This window comes from Pseudomonas sp. WS 5027 (assembly GCF_012985695.1).
Lineage (GTDB): Bacteria > Pseudomonadota > Gammaproteobacteria > Pseudomonadales > Pseudomonadaceae > Aquipseudomonas > Aquipseudomonas hygromyciniae.
This window is the reverse complement of sequence record NZ_JAAQWU010000024.1, coordinates 15,182-32,446: the sequence shown is the minus strand read 5'-3', so window position 1 is coordinate 32,446 and position 17,265 is coordinate 15,182. Positions and strand designations below refer to the sequence as shown.

15 protein-coding genes and 1 pseudogene are annotated in these 17,265 nt (G+C 60.7%); 11 read left to right on the top strand and 5 right to left on the bottom strand.

The genetic code is table 11. From position 1 onward, the window contains the following. Positions 1-7: 7 nt before the first annotated feature. A complete protein-coding gene (locus tag HBO09_RS24030; protein ID WP_262381327.1) occupies positions 8-670 on the bottom strand; it encodes a histidine phosphatase family protein in 663 nt (220 codons plus the stop codon). A gap of 278 nt (positions 671-948) precedes the next feature. Between HBO09_RS24030 and HBO09_RS24025 the strand changes: the two genes are divergently transcribed. The 5 genes from HBO09_RS24025 to HBO09_RS24005 all read left to right on the top strand — a co-directional run bounded on the left by HBO09_RS24025 (position 949) and on the right by HBO09_RS24005 (position 5,497). Then, on the top strand, positions 949-1,917 hold the full coding sequence (locus HBO09_RS24025) for a hypothetical protein (protein WP_170060974.1): 969 nt from the start codon (positions 949-951) through the stop codon (positions 1,915-1,917). A 2-nt stretch (positions 1,918-1,919) separates the two neighbouring features. Then, positions 1,920-2,252 (top strand): hypothetical protein, encoded by a 333-nt coding sequence (locus HBO09_RS24020; protein ID WP_346266442.1) that lies wholly within the window; start codon positions 1,920-1,922, stop codon positions 2,250-2,252. 259 nt (positions 2,253-2,511) lie between these two features. Continuing rightward, positions 2,512-3,480, top strand: coding sequence for a hypothetical protein (locus HBO09_RS24015; protein ID WP_169998130.1), 969 nt, complete (start codon positions 2,512-2,514; stop codon positions 3,478-3,480). Between the two features lie 2 nt (positions 3,481-3,482). After that, complete coding sequence (locus tag HBO09_RS24010; protein WP_169998132.1) at positions 3,483-3,845, top strand: hypothetical protein; 363 nt, start codon at positions 3,483-3,485, stop codon at positions 3,843-3,845. A 188-nt stretch (positions 3,846-4,033) separates the two neighbouring features. Next, positions 4,034-5,497 carry a hypothetical protein gene (locus HBO09_RS24005; RefSeq protein ID WP_169998134.1) on the top strand — a complete coding sequence of 488 codons (1,464 nt, stop codon included), beginning with the start codon at positions 4,034-4,036 and terminating at the stop codon, positions 5,495-5,497. 39 nt (positions 5,498-5,536) lie between these two features. Here HBO09_RS24005 and HBO09_RS24000 read toward each other — a convergent pair whose 3' ends face one another. After that, the gene (locus HBO09_RS24000) at positions 5,537-6,619 is read right to left on the bottom strand and encodes an SMP-30/gluconolactonase/LRE family protein (RefSeq protein ID WP_169998136.1); all 1,083 of its coding nucleotides are present in this window, start codon (positions 6,617-6,619) and stop codon (positions 5,537-5,539) included. Then, the gene (locus HBO09_RS23995) at positions 6,616-7,302 is read right to left on the bottom strand and encodes a sterol desaturase family protein (RefSeq protein ID WP_169998138.1); all 687 of its coding nucleotides are present in this window, start codon (positions 7,300-7,302) and stop codon (positions 6,616-6,618) included. The genes HBO09_RS24000 and HBO09_RS23995 overlap by 4 nt, the downstream gene beginning before the upstream one ends. A gap of 205 nt (positions 7,303-7,507) precedes the next feature. Here HBO09_RS23995 and HBO09_RS23990 point away from each other — a divergent pair, with 205 nt between their 5' ends. The 6 genes and pseudogenes from HBO09_RS23990 (at position 7,508) to HBO09_RS23965 (ending at position 14,561) form a co-directional block, all read left to right on the top strand. Beyond that, positions 7,508-8,422, top strand: coding sequence for a substrate-binding domain-containing protein (locus HBO09_RS23990; RefSeq protein WP_169998140.1), 915 nt, complete (start codon positions 7,508-7,510; stop codon positions 8,420-8,422). A gap of 63 nt (positions 8,423-8,485) precedes the next feature. Continuing rightward, positions 8,486-9,994 carry a sugar ABC transporter ATP-binding protein gene (locus HBO09_RS23985; protein ID WP_169998142.1) on the top strand — a complete coding sequence of 503 codons (1,509 nt, stop codon included), beginning with the start codon at positions 8,486-8,488 and terminating at the stop codon, positions 9,992-9,994. Next, a pseudogene (locus HBO09_RS23980) lies at positions 9,960-11,010 on the top strand (ribose ABC transporter permease). The gene HBO09_RS23985 and the pseudogene HBO09_RS23980 overlap by 35 nt, the downstream one beginning before the upstream one ends. Before the next feature lie 72 nt (positions 11,011-11,082). Beyond that, positions 11,083-12,162 (top strand): alcohol dehydrogenase catalytic domain-containing protein, encoded by a 1,080-nt coding sequence (locus HBO09_RS23975; protein WP_169998146.1) that lies wholly within the window; start codon positions 11,083-11,085, stop codon positions 12,160-12,162. 2 nt (positions 12,163-12,164) lie between these two features. Then, positions 12,165-13,697 carry an FGGY-family carbohydrate kinase gene (locus HBO09_RS23970; RefSeq protein WP_169998150.1) on the top strand — a complete coding sequence of 511 codons (1,533 nt, stop codon included), beginning with the start codon at positions 12,165-12,167 and terminating at the stop codon, positions 13,695-13,697. Positions 13,698-13,835: 138 nt separating this feature from the next. Beyond that, positions 13,836-14,561, top strand: a complete 726-nt coding sequence (locus HBO09_RS23965; RefSeq protein ID WP_169998153.1) for an SDR family oxidoreductase — start codon at positions 13,836-13,838, stop codon at positions 14,559-14,561. Here the strand turns inward: HBO09_RS23965 and HBO09_RS23960 are convergent. Both HBO09_RS23960 and HBO09_RS23955 read right to left on the bottom strand, forming a co-directional pair. Beyond that, positions 14,558-15,562, bottom strand: coding sequence for a LacI family DNA-binding transcriptional regulator (locus HBO09_RS23960; RefSeq protein ID WP_169998155.1), 1,005 nt, complete (start codon positions 15,560-15,562; stop codon positions 14,558-14,560). The two genes, HBO09_RS23965 and HBO09_RS23960, sit on opposite strands and share 4 nt — an antisense overlap. 50 nt (positions 15,563-15,612) lie before the next feature. Beyond that, entirely contained in the window at positions 15,613-16,476 is an 864-nt protein-coding gene (locus tag HBO09_RS23955) for a LysR family transcriptional regulator (protein ID WP_029293277.1), read from the bottom strand. Positions 16,477-17,265 lie beyond the last annotated feature (789 nt).

Genomic DNA, 17,265 nt, shown 5'->3' with positions numbered 1-17,265 from the left:
CTGACCGCTAAAGATGCTCTAGGGCAGATGCCCAGTCCTGGCTGTTGAGTATCCCGAGCACCTTGAGTTTGCCGTGGGTGCCCACTTGCACAAACAGCGAACTGCCGTATTCGGCGCCCTCGGCGTGGGGATAACCCAGCACCCGCTCCAGGTCGGCGATGCATTCGCTGTGGGTGACCAGCAGCAGGTTACGCCCGGCGGTCTTGCGGGCCGGCAGGTCGTGGGCGAGTGTGGTGCCACACAAGGTCAAGCGGTCGGGTAACACGTGGGCGTTGTCGAACATGAACTGCGAAGTTTGCACAGTGCGCGTGGTAGGGCTGCTCAACACATCGCTGTGGGACATGCCCAGGGTCTGGAATGCGGCCCCTACTGCGGTCGCCGCCACACTGCCGGATCGGGTCAAGCCATCTGGAGGGCCCAGGCAGGGATTGCTGGAGCGATCGCAGCGTTCTGCATGACGCACCAGTACGATCAGGTTGCCGTTGCGCCAAGCTGCCAGGGCCCCCGACGCGACCATGCGATTGTCGATGCCAAGGTTCTGCGGTGAGGTAGGCCAGAGCATGGCACCCATCACCGCCAGGCACAGGGCGATGATTGCGATAAAACGCAGCCACACCTGTTTGAGCGTTTTCGCCAGGCCCCGGTCGGCGAGGGGCTTGGCCTGGATCATGTCAACCACACTTTTCACCCTGGGCAGCTCATACATTGCTGTTTGCGTTGGCCGGCAATCTAGCGTTCGGTGCGTGGTCGGCCAGTGAAATCAATGTGAAAAAAACGCGGTTGTCGCAAGGCGATGTTCGCGGTCGTTTCTGTAGGTCTGCAGTGCTGGAAAAGTAGGCAACTTCCCAAATTTCATCGCCAAGCCGTTTTTCATCCCCGGGCTTGTGCCAGGCCCGTTCTGCTTACATATATTCCTACGCCCTATTCATTGCATCAGGGATGCGGGCGATGGCACAGGCGTATATCAATGACCGGACCACAGATTTTTTGAGCTTGAAAACCCGTTTGCTCAAGGACTCCAGCCACCAACTGTCGACGCAGTTCGATGCGTTGAACCTGCACTTGCGCCATGGCCTGGTCACGCCAGGGCAGATGGTGATTATTCCCGACGACTACGGCATGGCCTGCACCTTCAACGATGCCTGGTTGATGCGCCACGCCGAGCAAATCCGCCGCGGCCTGGAACAGGACGCGGCACTCGGGGCAGCGGTGGTTGGCCAATATGATTTGCTGCAAAGCCTGCTTGGCTACAGCTCATTGGGCGTAGGCAGTGCCACCTCGGCATGGGGCCGGCACCTGGATGAGGTCAGGCACACACTGGAGGAGGTCGAACGGTTGCATCGCCAGCTTAAGGACGGGGTGCTGGACCGTAATAACTTTGTGCGCCATCGCCAGGTGTTGTTCAACAAGTTGGAGGTGCAACTGCAAGGCGCGGCGCGGTTTGGCACCCGCTTGCAGAGCCATCAATCGTTGAAAAAGGTATTGGGGATTTCGACCAAGAGCTACCTGCATAAAAGTGAAATTGTGGGTTACGCCCAGCGCATCAAAAGCATTGCTCAAACCTCAAGGTTGTTGGGCAATGGCACGTATGTGGGGCTGGCGTTGGATGTGGGAGTGGCGGGATTGGAGATCAAGGAGGCGTGTATGAAGGATCGGGGGGAGCTGTGCAGTAGGGCGAGGTATGTGGAGGGAGGGAAGTTGGTGGGTGGGGTTTTGGGGGCTGTGGTGGGGGGGACGATTGCGGGCCGGATCAGTGGGAGTGCTTGCAACATTGTGTTGGGTGTAGTTACGAAGGGACAAGGGCGGTTGGCGTGTGGGGTTATCGGTGGTGGTGCTGGCGGGTTCGGCGGGGGGACTGCGGGGGGCATTTTTGGAGAAGAGGTGGGTGATCTTTTGTACAAGCCAGCAGGAATTTGAACATGTCGTTGTACGCATTGATCCTTATAGCGCTGGCAGTTGGAATGTATGTTTCCCTGGGCCTGACTTTGTACGGTCAGTACAAAAAACTGGATGAGTTGGAAAGCTATTTCAGCGAGAACAAGGCGGTCCAACGCAACAAGCGTTTTTGGGGGAGGAATAAACGTATCGATAGAGTCATGCGGATGAGCATACTCATCGGCTTTTTCATGCAGCCCAACCACCATATCAAGCGTGATGAACGACCAGGCAAGAGCTGGACTCAGTCCCATTGGCACTCAAACGCTGGGCCACATGGCCGTTTTACTTCTCGGTCATCTATTTCGCGGCCTTGACGGCTTGGGTCGTTTGGCGCAAGTGGTAGCCGCGCAAACCAAAGCCCAGCACTGCCTGGGCTTTGTTGTTTCCAATGTGAAAAAAACGCGGTTGTCGCAAGGCGATGTTCGCGGTCGTTTCTGTAGGTCTGCAGCGCTCGAAAAGTAGGCAACTTCCCAAATTTCATCGCCAAGCCGTTTTTCATCCCCGGGCTTGTGCCAGGCCCGTTCTGCTTACATATATTCCTACGCCCTATTCATTGCATCAGGGATGCGGGCGATGGCGCAGGCGTATATCAATGACCGGACCACAGATTTTTTGAGCTTGAAAACCCGTTTGCTCAAGGACTCCAGCCACCAACTGTCGACGCAGTTCGATGCGTTGAACCTGCACTTGCGCCATGGCCTGGTCACGCCAGGGCAGATGGTGATTATTCCCGACGACTACGGCATGGCCTGCACCTTCAACGATGCCTGGTTGATGCGCCACGCCGAGCAAATCCGCCGCGGCCTGGAACAGGACGCGGCACTCGGGGCAGCGGTGGTTGGCCAATATGATTTGCTGCAAAGCCTGCTTGGCTACAGCTCATTGGGCGTAGGCAGTGCCACCTCGGCATGGGGCCGGCACCTGGATGAGGTCAGGCACACACTGGAGGAGGTCGAACGGTTGCATCGCCAGCTTAAGGACGGGGTGCTGGACCGTAATAACTTTGTGCGCCATCGCCAGGTGTTGTTCAACAAGTTGGAGGTGCAACTGCAAGGCGCGGCGCGGTTTGGCACCCGCTTGCAGAGCCATCAATCGTTGAAAAAGGTATTGGGGATTTCGACCAAGAGCTACCTGCATAAAAGTGAAATTGTGGGTTACGCCCAGCGCATCAAAAGCATTGCTCAAACCTCAAGGTTGTTGGGCAATGGCACGTATGTGGGGCTGGCGTTGGATGTGGGAGTGGCGGGATTGGAGATCAAGGAGGCGTGTATGAAGGATCGGGGGGAGCTGTGCAGTAGGGCGAGGTATGTGGAGGGAGGGAAGTTGGTGGGCGGGGTTTCGGGGGCTGTGGTGGGGGGGACGATTGCGGGCCGGATCAGTGGGAGTGCTTGCAAGATAGTTTTAGGTGTCGCGTTGAAAGGGCAGGGGCAATTGATGTGCGCGATTGTTGCAGGTGCTGTTGGCGGGAGTAGCGGGGGGGCTTTGGGTGGGGTTGTTGGAGAAGAGATGGGCGATTTTCTGTACAAGCCAGCAGGAATATAGGCATGTCGTTATACACATTGATCCTGATAGTGCTGGCACTTGGAATGTATGTTTCCCTGGGCCTGACTTTGTACGGTCAGTACAAAAAACTGGATGAGTTGGAAAGCTATTTCAGCGACAACGAAACAGTCCAGTACTACAAGCGTTTTTGGGGCAGAAACAAGCTGATTGATAAAACCATGCGCATGGGCGTGTTCGTGCAGTTCTTTACGTGGCCCGGCCACTTTGTGAAAAGTGGTGAGACGACCAGGCAAGAGCTGGACTCAGTCCCATTGGCACTCAAACGCTGGGCCACATGGCCGTTTTACTTCTCGGTCATCTATTTCGCGGCCTTGACGGCTTGGGTCGTTTGGCGCAAGTGGTAGCCGCGCAAACCAAAGCCCAGCACTGCCTGGGCTTTGTCGTTTCTTCCTACAGTGCTTATCGAATCCATCTCGCATTCATCTGAAAAAATACTGTACATGCATACAGTCATATCCTACAGTCCATCCCAGGTGAACGGATTTCACCGCGCACCCAAGCCACAAATTTTTTAACTATGGATGGATAAAAAATGAAATCGAAAAAAGCCTTTATGCTGGGCGCCGCCATGGCGGCCTCCTGCTTCGTTTCGGCCTTTGCCCTGGCCGAGCAGTACCCTTCGCAAGCCCCGGCCAAACTGTCCGCCCAGGCGGTCAAGCATGCGGTCGACCAGGCGCTGAAAGTGGGGGGCAAGGTCGAGCCGTCCAAGCTTGCGGCCGAACTCAAGCAAAAACTCCAGGCGGCCAAGGCCGGCAAGGCCAAGGCGGTGGCAAGCAAGGCCGCAGTCAGCAGCGCGCCGGTGGATACGGTGGTTGATGCGCTGCAAAAACCTGGCGAGAAACAACTGCAAGGCGCAGCCATTGCAGCCTTTGCACCGTTGTTCCCGACCCTGGATATCAACACCCTGTACAACGTGACCGGCGTGGAAACCGGGGCGCAAGTGGCCTACCACTTCAACCTGGCGCAAAGCGCGCGCATTCAGGTCCAACTGCTGAACCAGAGCGCCGGCACCGATATGTCGTTGAGCCTGTTCCATGACGACGGCCAAGGCAACCTGACGCTGCTGGGCACCTCGGATAACCCAGGCAGCGCCGACGAGTACCTCAATGGCGTGATGCCCGCCGGCGATTATTACTGGTACATGGTGGCCAACACCGCGAGCAACTCGCAGTTCAGTTTCGGCGTGGCGGTGGACAGCAATATCGACGCCTTCGAGCCCAATGACACCGCGCAAACCGCGTTCGCGCTGCCGGACGCGCTGAATCAGGTGGTCGGTAACCTCGACAGCATCAACGATGTCGATTACTTCGACTTCACCTCGTTGCGCGGCCAGGGTGTGGGCATGTTCCTCGGCGATGATGGCGCGGGCACACGCGACCAGTGGATTTTCGAGCGCTTCGATGGCAACAACTGGGTGGTGATCCAACCCAACAGCACCTCCACCTACCCAAGCCTTACCCCGGGCTACGTCGTCAAGGTGCGGGTGCGGGCCAACCCGGCAGTGGCGCTCAACCCGCAGGCGCGATACCTCTTGTCCTTTGGCTCGGCGCCACGCTTGAACCAGAGCAATGTGAATGGCGACAACGTGGTGCGTATCCCCAGTTCGATCATGCAACTGGCCACCCAGGCTTCCCGCAGCTTGAGCTGGAGCACCCAGTGGTCGGACAGCACCGGTGAGCCGCTGCGTGGCGTGACCCCGGTGCTGCGGGTCGACAAACGCTTCGACAACACCATCAACTACCACTGGGTCAACTACGAGGCCAAGACCGGTATCACCGGCGCGGCGTCCGGCAACGTCGACCTGGGCACCTGCTCCGGCGATCTCAATGTGGTCTACCCGGACAGCTCGTCCGGCCAGACTTACAACTGGCGCACCTGGTTCAACATGGGCGGCTGGCGCATTGAGCTCAAGGAGTTCCCGGGTGTTGGCGTAGGCGGCAATATCTCGCAGTACGTCAGCCTGGGGCATATCTGCAGCCAGACCATCGTGCGCTAACCCAAAACGGCTTGTCGGCGATCGCCGGCAAGCCGCCTGCTACAGGGCCAACTTCAGCGGCAAGCGCGCCATGCTGGTGTTCTTCAGCGAGCCCAGGTACAGCCACTCACCCGCTTCGCGGGCGCTGGTAATAGGTGAGTAATTGCCCGCGCTGCCATCCTGCAGGTTGGCGACCACCTGGCCATTCACATCCAGCCCCAGCACAAAGGCTTTGCGCTCGATGGGCTTGGGCACCACCATCAGCGCCCGCACCATCATCTTGCGTATCGCGGGGTAACCGGCCAAGCCATCGAGCAGTGGGTTACGCGGCGAATACAGCGCCACCCAGAACCGGTCCCGGCCATTGAAGGTGAGGTTGTCCGGCAGCCCCGGCAGGTTGTCGATAAACAGGTCATGGGTGCCAGCCTTGTCGCCCTTGAGCCAATAGCGACTGATGCGATAGGCCCCGGTTTCATTGACCAGCACATAGCTTTCATCCGGCCCCAGGGCCACGCCGTTGGCGAATTGCAGTTGATCGAGCAACACGTCGGTCTGGCCGTTGCTGAAGTCATAACGCAACAACCGGCCGTCACCACCATGCTCGATCACCGCCTCACCATCCTGCCCATAGCCCCAGCGGCTGGAGGCATCGCTGAAATAGCCATAGCGTCCGGCAGCGTCCACCGTCACATCATCGGTAAAACCGAAGGGCACGCCATTGGCGCTGGTGCTCAGGGTGCTTAACGTGCGTTGGGCGTCCAAGGCCATTAAGCCCTTGATCCCATCGGCAATGATCAGGCGCCCGTCGGGGTGCTGTGCCAGGCCCAGTGGGCGGCCGCCGGTGTTGGCCAGCACTTCCAGGGTCTTGCTGTCTGGCGCGGTGCGGATGATCCGCCCGTCATGCAGGCCGGTGACCAGCAAGCCCTGGGCATCCACCAGCAAGGCCTCGGGCCCGGCGATGTCCTGGGCGCCAATGCGCTGGACATCCTTCAGGCGCTGGTTCTCGCTATAGGGCCCATCTTGCATTGACGGTGCCTTGGGCGGCGCCCAGTTGACCGGCTGGACCTCGGTGGGCATCAGCAGCAAAAAGGCGCCGATGGCGATCAATACCAGCAATAGCAGATGACGGATTTTTTGGCTCATGGTGCTTCCCGAGAGTCTTTGGAGGGGGTTGAGACGGGCTCCCAGTGCAGTGTGCCGAACAGATAGTCCATCAACGGCAGCACGATGTTGAAGTTGCGTCCCTGCATCAATTCGCGACGGTGGTGCAACGCGTGGAGTTGGTGCATATGGCGGATCCACGGCAAGCGGGCCAAGGGGTGCCCGGCTGGCAGGTGTTCGCAGGCGTGGAAGGTTTCGTAGAGCAGGTAACCGAGGATCATGCACCCGGCGAACAGCCCGGCGACATTCGGATTGAACTGCTTGAGCAGCCACCAGGCGGGGAGGGTGATGGCCAGGCTGTGGAGGACGATCAGCCAGGCCGGAAACAGAATCACCCGCCAGTCCCTGGGGCTGTCATAGGTCATGTGGCCGGGTGTGAAGAAGCTGTGATGATCACCGGTATGGCGCGCATAGAACAGCTTGGCAAACCCATGTTTGTGATGGCCCAGGTGACGGTGGACGAGGTAGATACACAGGTTGAAGAACACCAGCGTCAGGGGGATGGTCAGCCACTCCCAGGCTTGAATGTGTTGGGCGCTGCCCCAGGCCAGGATGATGCAGAACAAACCGTAGGCCAGTACAAAACCGGCATGCAGCCACGGGTTGTAGCGCGGGTGGACAGCGGCGCGGTAGCGTTGGCGAAAGGCCTCGGTGGGATGGGTCATGGCGGTGCTCGTTGTATTTTTTATTGGGGAGTGAGCTTAGTCCGGCCTGCAGATTTTGCGAGCTGGGCTCGCCCCCCGGTAGGAACCGACTCCCACCGGGGATCGCGCAAGGGGCTTGCGCCTGTTCAATTTCCTTGTTAGCTTCTGACAAAATGTTAACGATAACATTTGCTCTAAAAATAAAAACAAAACAGAGACCCACGCCATGAAAATGCTTCCGAAAACCCTGTGTTTGTTGGCTCTAAGCATCTCCACTGTCGCCCTGGCCGACACCCAGCCTGCGCCTATGCGTATTGGCGCCTCCTTCCAGGAAATCAACAACCCGTACTTCGTCACCATGAAAGACGCCCTGCAAGACGCAGCGGCGACCATCGGCGCGCAATTGATCATCACCGATGCCCGTCACGACGTGTCCAAGCAGGTCAGTGACGTCGAAGACATGCTGCAAAAGGGCATCGATATCCTGCTGATCAACCCCACGGATTCGGTGGGCGTACAGTCCGCCGTCAAATCGGCCCATGCCGCCGGTGTCGTGGTGGTCGCGGTAGACGCCCAGGCCGATGGCCCGCTGGACTCCTTCGTCGGCTCAAAGAACTTCGACGCCGGCTTCCAGGCCTGTGAATACCTGGCGAAAAACATCGGTGACGCCGGCAATATCGCAATCCTCGACGGCATCGCCGTGGTACCGATCCTCGAGCGCGTGCGCGGTTGCAAGGAGGCCGTGGCCAAGCATCCGCAGATCAAGATTGTCAGCATCCAGAACGGCAAGCAGGAGCGTGACCAGGCACTGACCGTGACCGAAAACATGCTCCAGGCCCAACCCACCCTCAAGGGTGTTTTCAGCGTCAATGACAACGGCTCCCTTGGCGCACTGTCGGCCATCGAGGCCAGCGGCTTGGATGTCAAACTGGTCAGCGTCGACGGTGCGCCGGAAGCGATCAAGGCCATCCTCAAGCCCGGCAGCAAGTTCATCGCCACCTCGGCGCAGTACCCGCGTGACCAGATCCGCCTGGCCCTGGGCATCGCCCTGGCCAAGAAGTGGGGCTCGCAAGTGCCCGCCACCGTCCCGGTGGATATCACCCTGATCGACCAGGCCAAGGCCAAGGACTTCAGCTGGTAAACCGTCCATGCCCCACGTCAAGCGTGGGGCCCTGGGCACCCTTCTGAACGAGAGGTCGGCGGCATGAGCAGTCTTTTGCAACTGGAAAACATCTGTAAACGCTACCCGGGGGTGCAAGCCCTCAAGTCCATCAACCTGCAAGTGGAGCGCGGCGAGATTCACGCCTTGCTCGGGGAAAATGGCGCGGGTAAATCGACCCTGATGAAAATCCTCGGTGGGGTCGAGCACCAGGACGAAGGGCGCATCCTGATCGACGGCCAGGTGCAGCAGTTCGCAACCTATCGTGACGCGATTGCCGCCGGCATCGGCATTGTGTTCCAGGAGTTCAGCCTGATTCCATACCTCACGGCGGTGGAAAACATCTTCCTCGGCCATGAGCTGAACAACCGCTTCGGCCTGCTGCGCAAGCGCGATATGCATCAAGCGTCCCAGGCGCTGTTCCAACGCCTGGGCGTGAGCATCGACCTGCAATGCCCGATCAAGCACCTGAGCGTGGCCGAGCAGCAGTTTGTCGAGATCGCCAAGGCCCTGGCCCTGGATGCGCGGCTGTTGGTACTTGATGAGCCCACCGCTACGCTCACGCCGAGTGAGGCCGAACTGCTGTTTGAGATCATGCGTGAACTCAAGCGCCAGGGCGTGGCGGTGATTTTCATCTCCCATCACCTGGAAGAAATTTTCCAGGTGTGCGACCGCATCAGCGTATTGCGCGACGGCGGTAATGTCGGCGTCACGGATGTGGCGGACAGCGATATCGACCGCCTGGTAGAGATGATGGTGGGCCGTAAACTGGAATGCAGCTTCCCCCCCAAACCCACCGCCGCGCGCGGGCCGTTGCTGCTAGAGGTCAAGGACATTCAATTGCAGCGCAATGGCCCACACAACCAGTTCCAACTGCATCAGGGCGAGATCCTCGGTTTTGCCGGGCTGGTCGGCTCGGGCCGCACCGAACTGGCCCTGGGCATGATGGGCGCGCTGGCGTCGGTGACCAAAGACGTGTGGCTGCGCGGGGTAAAAGTCAGCCTCGACGACCCGGCCCAGGCCTTGGCCCAGGGCATCGGCCTGCTGCCGGAAAGCCGCAAGAGCGAAGGCCTGATCACCGATTTCAGCATTCGCGAAAACATCTCCATCAACAACCTGCGCAAATACCAGGGCGCCAGCGGCCTGATCGACAAGGGCAAGGAGTGCGCCAGTGTTGATGAACTGATGCGCCAGCTGTCGATCAAGGCCCCAAGCGGCGAAAGCCGGGTGTTCAACCTCAGCGGCGGCAACCAGCAAAAAGTGGTGATTGCCCGCTGGATCAACCATCACTGCGACGTGCTGGTGTTCGACGAACCCACTCGGGGCATCGACGTCGGCGCCAAGGCACAGATCTACGCGTTGATGCGCAAGCTCACCGAGCAAGGCTACGCAATCATCATGATTTCCTCGGAGCTGCCGGAAATCATCGGCATGTGCGACCGCGTCGCCGTGTTCCACAAGGGCGCCATTGTCAAGGTACTGGAAGCGTCCGCCGTCAACCCACAAGAGGTTATGCGCCATGCAACAGGGGGCTCAAGTGAATACGTCCATTAACCGCGCCGAGACCGGCCGGCTGCGCCTGAACCTGGCGCGGCTGGTGCGCTCACCGGCGTTTTATCCGTTTATCGGGCTACTGGTGGTCACGGCCGTGATGATCGTCGCCAGTGACACCTTCCTCACCGCCAGCAACCTGTCCAATATCGCCCGCCAGGTGTCGATCAACGCGATCATCGCGGTGGGCATGACCTGCGTGATTCTGACCGGTGGCATCGATTTGTCAGTGGGGCCGGTGATGGCCTTGTCCGGCACCCTGACTGCCGGGCTGATGGTCGCGGGCCTGCCGCCGGGGCTGGCGATTGGCGCCGGATTGCTGATTGGTGTGGCGTTTGGTATCGGCAACGGGCTGTTCGTGGCTTACCTGCATATGCCACCGATCATCGTCACCCTGGCGACCATGGGCATTGCCCGTGGCTTACCTGCATATGCCACCGATCATCGTCACCCTGGCGACCATGGGCATTGCCCGTGGCTTTGGCCTGATGTACACCGACGGCTATCCGATTTCCGGGCTGCCGGAGTGGTTCGGCTTCTTTGGCCGTGCAAGCCTGCTGGGCCTTCAGGTACCGATCCTGATCATGCTGGTCACCTACCTGGTGGCCTATGTACTGCTGCAACACACGCGCATCGGCCGCTACATCTACGCCATAGGCGGCAATGAAGAAGCGGTGCGCTTGTCCGGTGTGCGAGCGGCGCGTTTCAAGCTGCTGGTGTATGGCATCAGCGGCCTGACCGCAGCGATTGCCGGGCTGGTGCTGACCTCACGCCTGATGAGTGGCCAGCCCAATGCGGGGATCGGTTTCGAACTGGATGCGATTGCCGCCGTGGTCCTGGGCGGCGCCTCGATTGCCGGTGGGCGCGGGGTGATTGTCGGCACCTTGCTCGGCGCCATGCTGCTGGGGGTGTTGAACAACGGCCTGAACATGCTCGGGGTCTCGCCCTACGTACAGAGCGTGATCAAGGGCGCAATTATTTTGCTGGCGATCTTTATCAGCCGTCAGCGCCACAAGTAAAAAAACCATCACCGCAACGCGGCCGCCGTGGCCGCGACGGGCTCTCTCATCTTCAATAAAGGTCAGTACACCATGGATAAGCACACCCAAATGCAAGCCGTCGTCTGCCACGGCCCGAAAGACTACCGCCTGGAGCGCATCAGCAAACCCCAGGCGCGCCCCAATGAACTGGTGATCCGCATCGCCGCCTGCGGCATCTGCGCCAGTGACTGCAAATGCCACTCGGGCGCGGCGATGTTCTGGGGCGGCGACAACCCCTGGGTCAAGGCGCCGGTGGTGCCGGGGCATGAGTTTTTTGGCTATGTGGAGCAAGTGGGCGAGGGCGCCGAGGAGCACTTCGAGGTCAAGGTGGGCGACAAGGTGATCGCCGAGCAAATCGTGCCTTGCGGCAAGTGCCGTTTCTGCAAGTCCGGCAAGTATTGGATGTGCGAGGTGCACAACATCTTCGGCTTCCAGCGCGAAGTGGCCGAGGGCGGCATGGCCCAGTACATGCGCATCCCCAAGACGGCCATCGTGCACAAGATTCCCGAGTCGGTGTCCCTGGAAGATTCGGCCTTGATCGAGCCAATGGCCTGCGCGATCCACACGGTCAACCGTGGCGACCTGCAACTCGATGACGTGGTGGTGATTGCCGGCGCGGGCACCCTGGGCTTGTGCATGGTGCAGGTGGCCGCACTGAAAACCCCGAAAAAACTGGTGGTCATCGACATGGTCGACGAGCGCCTGGAACTGGCGAAAAAATATGGCGCCGATGTGGTGATCAACCCATCCCGGGACAACGCCCGCGAGATCATCAATGGCCTGACCGACAGCTACGGTTGCGACGTGTATATCGAGACCACCGGCGTGCCGGCCGGCGTAACCCAGGGCCTGGAGCTGATCCGCAAATTGGGACGCTTTGTCGAGTTCAGCGTATTCGGTGCCGAGACCAGCGCCGACTGGTCGATCATCGGTGACCGCAAGGAGCTGGACGTACGCGGCGCGCATCTTGGGCCGTATTGCTACCCGGTGGCCATCGACCTGTTCGAACGTGGCCTGGTGACGTCCAAGGGCATCGTCACCCATGACTTCCCTTTGGATAACTGGGCTGAAGCGTTCGACCTGGCCAACTCGGTGAAGTCGATCAAGGTACTGCTCAAGCCAGGACAATGACTATGCATTATGTGATTGGCGTAGACATAGGCACCCAAAGCACCAAGGCGCTGCTGGTGGATGGCGAGGGTCGGATCATCGCCCAGCACAGCCAGGGCTATCGCGTGGATACCCCAAAAGTGCGCTGGGCCGAGCAGTGGCCCCAGGTCTGGCTGGATGCGGTGCAGGCCTGCGTGGCCCAGTGCATGGGCAAGGCCGGGGTCGCCACAGAGCAGGTCAAGGCGTTGTGTATCAGCAGCTTGTACGGCGGCTCGGGGATAGCCGTGGATGCGCAGATCAAACCGCTGCACCCCTGTCTGATTTGGATGGACCGTCGCGCCGGTGAGCAGGTGGCCTGGGTGCGCGAACATGTTGATCTGGAGCGCCTGTTCGCGGTCACCGGCAACTCGGTGGACAGCTACTACGGCTTCACCAAGATGCTCTGGCTCAAGCAGCACCAACCCCAGGTCTGGGCCAACACCCGCTACCTGCTGCCGCCCAACAGCTATATCAATTACTGCCTGACCGGCGAGGTGGCGGTGGATCACAGCAGCGCCGGCAATATCGGCGGCATCTACGATGTGGCCGCGCGCGGCTGGTCTGCCGAGATGCTGGCGGCGCTGGATATCCCGTTGGCGATGATGCCCGAGCGCTTACTGTATTCGGGCGAAGTGGTGGGCGGCCTGCTGCCGGAGTGGGCGCAACGCCTGGGCCTGGCGGCGGGCATGCCGGTGCTGGCCGGTGGCGTCGATGCGGCCATGGCGACCCTGGCGGCCGGCGTCACCCGGCCGGGCAACCACGTGGCGATGATCGGCACCAGCATGTGCTGGGGCTACCTCAACCAACAGGTGGATGCCCGGCATGGCCTGGTGAGCATGCCCCATGTCTACAACGGCCAGCAGGACCTGTACATCTTCGGCGGCGCGATTACCGCCGGCGCCTCGGTCAGTTGGTTTCGCGAGCAGTTCTGCCAGGCTGAGGAACAACAGGCCAAGGACACCGGCCAGGACAGCCTGTGGCTGCTGGAACAAAGCGCGCGCAAAATCCCGGCGGGCAGTGAAGGGCTGTTGTTTTTGCCGTACCTGATGGGGGAGCGCAGCCCGGTGTGGGATGACCAGGCCAGCGGCAGCTTTGTCGGCCTGAACCTGTATCACAGCCGCATCCACCTGTACCGCGCCGTGCTCGAAGGCGTGAGTTTTGCCCTGCGGCACAACATCGAGGCGGGCATGCGTGGCGCCCATTCACTGGACCCGCGCTTGATCGTGGTGGGCGGGGCGAGCCATTCGGATTTATGGATGCAGATCATTGCCGATGTGACCCGCTACCCGGTGTACACCATCGTCCAGGAAGTGGAGGCGGCATTGGGTGCGGCGTTGTTGGCGGCGCATACGGTGGGGCTGGTGGATAAGGCGCAAATGGACAAGGGCTGGGTGCAGTTGGAGCTGCGGGCTGAGCCTGAAGCTGAGAATGTGCAGGCATACGACCGCGCTTTTGCCGACTACTTGCAGCTCTATCCCGCGCTCAAACCCGTCATGCACAGCTTGCAAAGCCACTAAGTGCACACCTATCCAAATGTGGGAGCGGGCTTGCTCGCGAAAGCGGTGTGTCAGTAACAAATAAGCTACCTGACCCACCGCCATCGCGAGCAAGCCCGCTCCCACAAGGGTTCTCCATTGCATTAGAGACCGAAATCCATGACCACCACCTTCGACTTCACCCACCAACGCATCCTCGTCACCGGCGCCAGCAGCGGCATTGGCCGGGAAATCGCCCTGCAACTGATCGCCTGTGGCGCCCAGGTCTTCGCCATCGGCCGTGACGTCAACGCGCTCGCGCAATTGGGTTGCGAAACCCTGTGCCTGGACATTGCCAACAGCGCCTCCCTGGACGCGGCCCTCAAGGACCTGCCGCCGATGCACGGCCTGGTCAATTGCGCCGGTATCTCGCGCCTGGAGCCGGCAGCGGCGATCAGCAGCGCAGCCTTTGACCTGGTGATGAACGTCAACGCCCGCGCCGCCGCGCAAGTCGCCAGCCGAGTGGCGGCGGCGATGATCGCCGCAGGTATTGCTGGCAGTATCGTCAACGTCTCCAGCCAGGCGTCGCTGGTGGCGCTGGACGATCACCTCGGCTATTGCGCCTCCAAGGCCGCCCTGGATGCGATCACCCGCGTGCAATGTGCTGAATGGGGGCGTTTCGGGATCCGGGTCAACAGCGTCAACCCCACCGTGACCCTGACGCCGATGGCGCAACAGGCCTGGTCCGATCCGGCCAAGCGCGACCCGGCCTTGGCGGCGATACCCTTGGGACGCTTCGCCCAGCCGCACGAAGTGGCATTACCGGTGCTGTTCCTGTTGAGCGAGGCGGCGAGCATGATCAGCGGGGTCAGCCTGCCGATCGATGGCGGCTACACCAGCCGCTAGCCGTTTTCCAGGGTGCCGGCAATCACCACCTTGTCCCGCGGTTTGTACGGGTCTTGCAGGCGGTCGAGCAACAGGCGCACCGCACTGCTGCCGGCCAGCGACGCATCGTGGGCCACGCAGGCAATCGGCACGCCGAAGATATCGGCAAAGGGCAAGCGGTCGATGCCACAGATGGTCAGGCTATCGTGGGGGATGTTGTGCATGCGCAGGGCGCGCAAGGCGCCGAGGGTGATCAACTGGTTGAAGCCCATGATCGCGTCCGGCGCGGAGTGCGCGGCCAGGTAGTCGAGGGTGTGCAGGTAGGACGGCATCAAGGTGTAGTCGCCGGCGCACACTTGGACCTGCACCTGGGGATGCTCGGCCAGTACTTCGCGCAGGCCTTTGAGGCGCTCTACGGTGATGCGCGAATGCTCAGGCCCGGTCAGCACCAGCAGGCGCTTGAGCGCGGGGTTGTGGCGCAACAGGTATTGCGCGGCCTCGATTCCACTGTGGTAGTTGTCCAGCACCACGCGGCTGAACGGGCTGTCGTGGATCGTGCGGTCGAGCAGCACCACCGGGGTCTTGCCGTTGCCCAGGCGCTCGAGGTAATCGGGCTGGTAGTCGGGCTCGTCGGAGACCGGCGAGAGGATGATCCCCGCCACGCGATAACCCAGCAGGGTGTCCACGGCCTTGCTTTCCAATTCTTCCAGCTCGTCGGTGTCCACCAGCATGATGGTGTAGCCGTGCTTTTTCGCCTCGCGGGAAATCGCCTTGATCATCTCGCTGTAGAACGGGTTGTCCACCGATGCAGTGATCACCCCGATGATCAGGCTTTCGCTGCGCTTGAGGCCACGGGCGAAAGCGTTGGGCACGTAGTCCAGCTCACGTGCCACTTCAAGGATCCGCGCCAGGGTGGCGGGCTTGACCAGGTCGGGTTTACTCAACGCCCGCGACACCGTGATGGTGGTCATATTGACCCGCTTGGCGATGTCGCTGATGGTGACGGATTTTTTCTTGTTCATCGACAGGGCAGACCAGGAGAAAACATCAGGAGGCTAACATGGGCACGGGTTCAAAGCACCGGATCCCAGCGTTGCGACCAATCGCTTTCGGCCTTGACCACCCCGCGCAGCAGCACCAGGGCCTGTTGCAGGATCGCCGAATCGCGCTCGCGCGAGTACACAAGGTAAGTCGGGAAACTGAACTCCGGAGCCTTGGGCACGCGCTCCATAACCCCGCTTTCGAGATAGCTCTGCACCACCCGCGTGCGGAAATAGCCGCTGCCGCCGTTCTCCAGAATGTATTGCAGGGCCAGTGGCCCCAAGTTGAAACTCACCGCGGCGCGGGCCTTGTCGGGCAGGGCGGCGTCGTGTTGCTGGCGAAAGCCCGGGCCCCAGTCGATATACACATAGGGATCGGGACGGGCGGCCAGGCGCACCAGGATCAGTTTTTCCTCCAGCACCTGCTCCACCTGCAACCCCGGCCAGTACTGCGGCTGGAACACCAGCGCAGCGTCCAGCACGCCCAGCTCCAACTGGCGCAACAGGTATTCACCATCACGCACTTCGGTGCGCAGTGCATGGCTGGGGATGTGCTCGCGCAGGGCCTTGGCCCAGCCGAGCATCAACGGGTTGCACAGGCTGACTTCGCCGCCGATATGCAACACATTGCGATAGCCCTCGGGCAACGGCAGGTCACGGCGCGCGGCTTCCCAGGTTTGCACCAGTTGATTGGCATACACCACAAACGCCTCGCCATCGGCAGTCAAGCGCGCCCCGGCGCGGTTGCGCACAAACAGGGTGCTGTCGAGCTGGCTTTCGAGCTTTTGCACACGTGCGGTAATGGCAGTCTGGGTGACGTGCAACTTCTCGGCTGCTGCGGCGAGGCTGCCGCAGCGGGTGATTTCCAGGAAAGTGCGTGCCAGTTCGATGTCCATGTCGGCTCCGGAGGGTGGGGAGGGACATTGTAGTGTGACAATCGAAAATCGGTGTGTGAAATGCGATTGAGTGTGGGAGCTGGCTTGCCTGCGATGCTGGCGCTGCGGGCTGTCTGTCGGACTGGGGTTGTGTACATATCCGTTGCTGCGGTCATGGCCACTTAGGGTTCCGCCCTGACGGCGGGTCACTTTGGAAAAGCCCCAAAGTAACCAAAGGGCTCTTGCCCCACCACTCGGCACCTCGCCTAGGCTCGGTGTGCCCGTAATCCGACATTGATTTGGGGGGCCGCCGCGATGGGCCATCCATGGCCCAGCGCGGCTAAACCGGCGTCCTGCCGGTTTACCCCCCAAATCAATATCGGATTACGGCCAGCGTGGTTTAACGGGGTGCCTAAGATCAAAATCACAAGCAGAGCGAGGCGGCCTGACAGCCGGCCTGATCGTCGAAGCGTACGCGTACCCTTGTGGGAGCGGGCTTGCTCGCGAATGCAGTCTGTCAGTTGATAAATGCATTGACTGACACTCCGCCTTCGCGAGCAAGCCCGCTCCCACAGGGGAATGCAGCTCCGCGCTCTGGCTTTGGTTGTTCTGTTGCTCTGCTTTTGATCTTAGGCGCCCCGTTAAACCACGATGGCCGCAGGCAGGTATTGCGCAGTGGGCACCCCGGCAGGATGCCGGGGTAGCCGCGACACGGCCATGGATGGCCGATCGCGGCGGGCCCACGGAGCAATGCCTGACTGCGGGCATGCCGAGCCTAGGCGAGGCACCGAGTGGTGGGGCAAGGGCGTT

Excerpts from the sequence above, each read along its gene's own strand:
- HBO09_RS24030 (WP_262381327.1), bottom strand. The coding sequence starts at position 670 with ATGATCCAGGCCAAGCCCCTCGCCGACCGGGGCCTGGCGAAAACGCTC.
- HBO09_RS24025 (WP_170060974.1), top strand. The coding sequence starts at position 949 with ATGGCACAGGCGTATATCAATGACCGGACCACAGATTTTTTGAGCTTG.
- HBO09_RS24020 (WP_346266442.1), top strand. The coding sequence starts at position 1,920 with ATGTCGTTGTACGCATTGATCCTTATAGCGCTGGCAGTTGGAATGTAT.
- HBO09_RS24015 (WP_169998130.1), top strand. The coding sequence starts at position 2,512 with ATGGCGCAGGCGTATATCAATGACCGGACCACAGATTTTTTGAGCTTG.
- HBO09_RS24010 (WP_169998132.1), top strand. The coding sequence starts at position 3,483 with ATGTCGTTATACACATTGATCCTGATAGTGCTGGCACTTGGAATGTAT.
- HBO09_RS24005 (WP_169998134.1), top strand. The coding sequence starts at position 4,034 with ATGAAATCGAAAAAAGCCTTTATGCTGGGCGCCGCCATGGCGGCCTCC.
- HBO09_RS24000 (WP_169998136.1), bottom strand. The coding sequence starts at position 6,619 with ATGAGCCAAAAAATCCGTCATCTGCTATTGCTGGTATTGATCGCCATC.
- HBO09_RS23995 (WP_169998138.1), bottom strand. The coding sequence starts at position 7,302 with ATGACCCATCCCACCGAGGCCTTTCGCCAACGCTACCGCGCCGCTGTC.
- HBO09_RS23990 (WP_169998140.1), top strand. The coding sequence starts at position 7,508 with ATGAAAATGCTTCCGAAAACCCTGTGTTTGTTGGCTCTAAGCATCTCC.
- HBO09_RS23985 (WP_169998142.1), top strand. The coding sequence starts at position 8,486 with ATGAGCAGTCTTTTGCAACTGGAAAACATCTGTAAACGCTACCCGGGG.
- HBO09_RS23975 (WP_169998146.1), top strand. The coding sequence starts at position 11,083 with ATGGATAAGCACACCCAAATGCAAGCCGTCGTCTGCCACGGCCCGAAA.
- HBO09_RS23970 (WP_169998150.1), top strand. The coding sequence starts at position 12,165 with ATGCATTATGTGATTGGCGTAGACATAGGCACCCAAAGCACCAAGGCG.
- HBO09_RS23965 (WP_169998153.1), top strand. The coding sequence starts at position 13,836 with ATGACCACCACCTTCGACTTCACCCACCAACGCATCCTCGTCACCGGC.
- HBO09_RS23960 (WP_169998155.1), bottom strand. The coding sequence starts at position 15,562 with ATGAACAAGAAAAAATCCGTCACCATCAGCGACATCGCCAAGCGGGTC.
- HBO09_RS23955 (WP_029293277.1), bottom strand. The coding sequence starts at position 16,476 with ATGGACATCGAACTGGCACGCACTTTCCTGGAAATCACCCGCTGCGGC.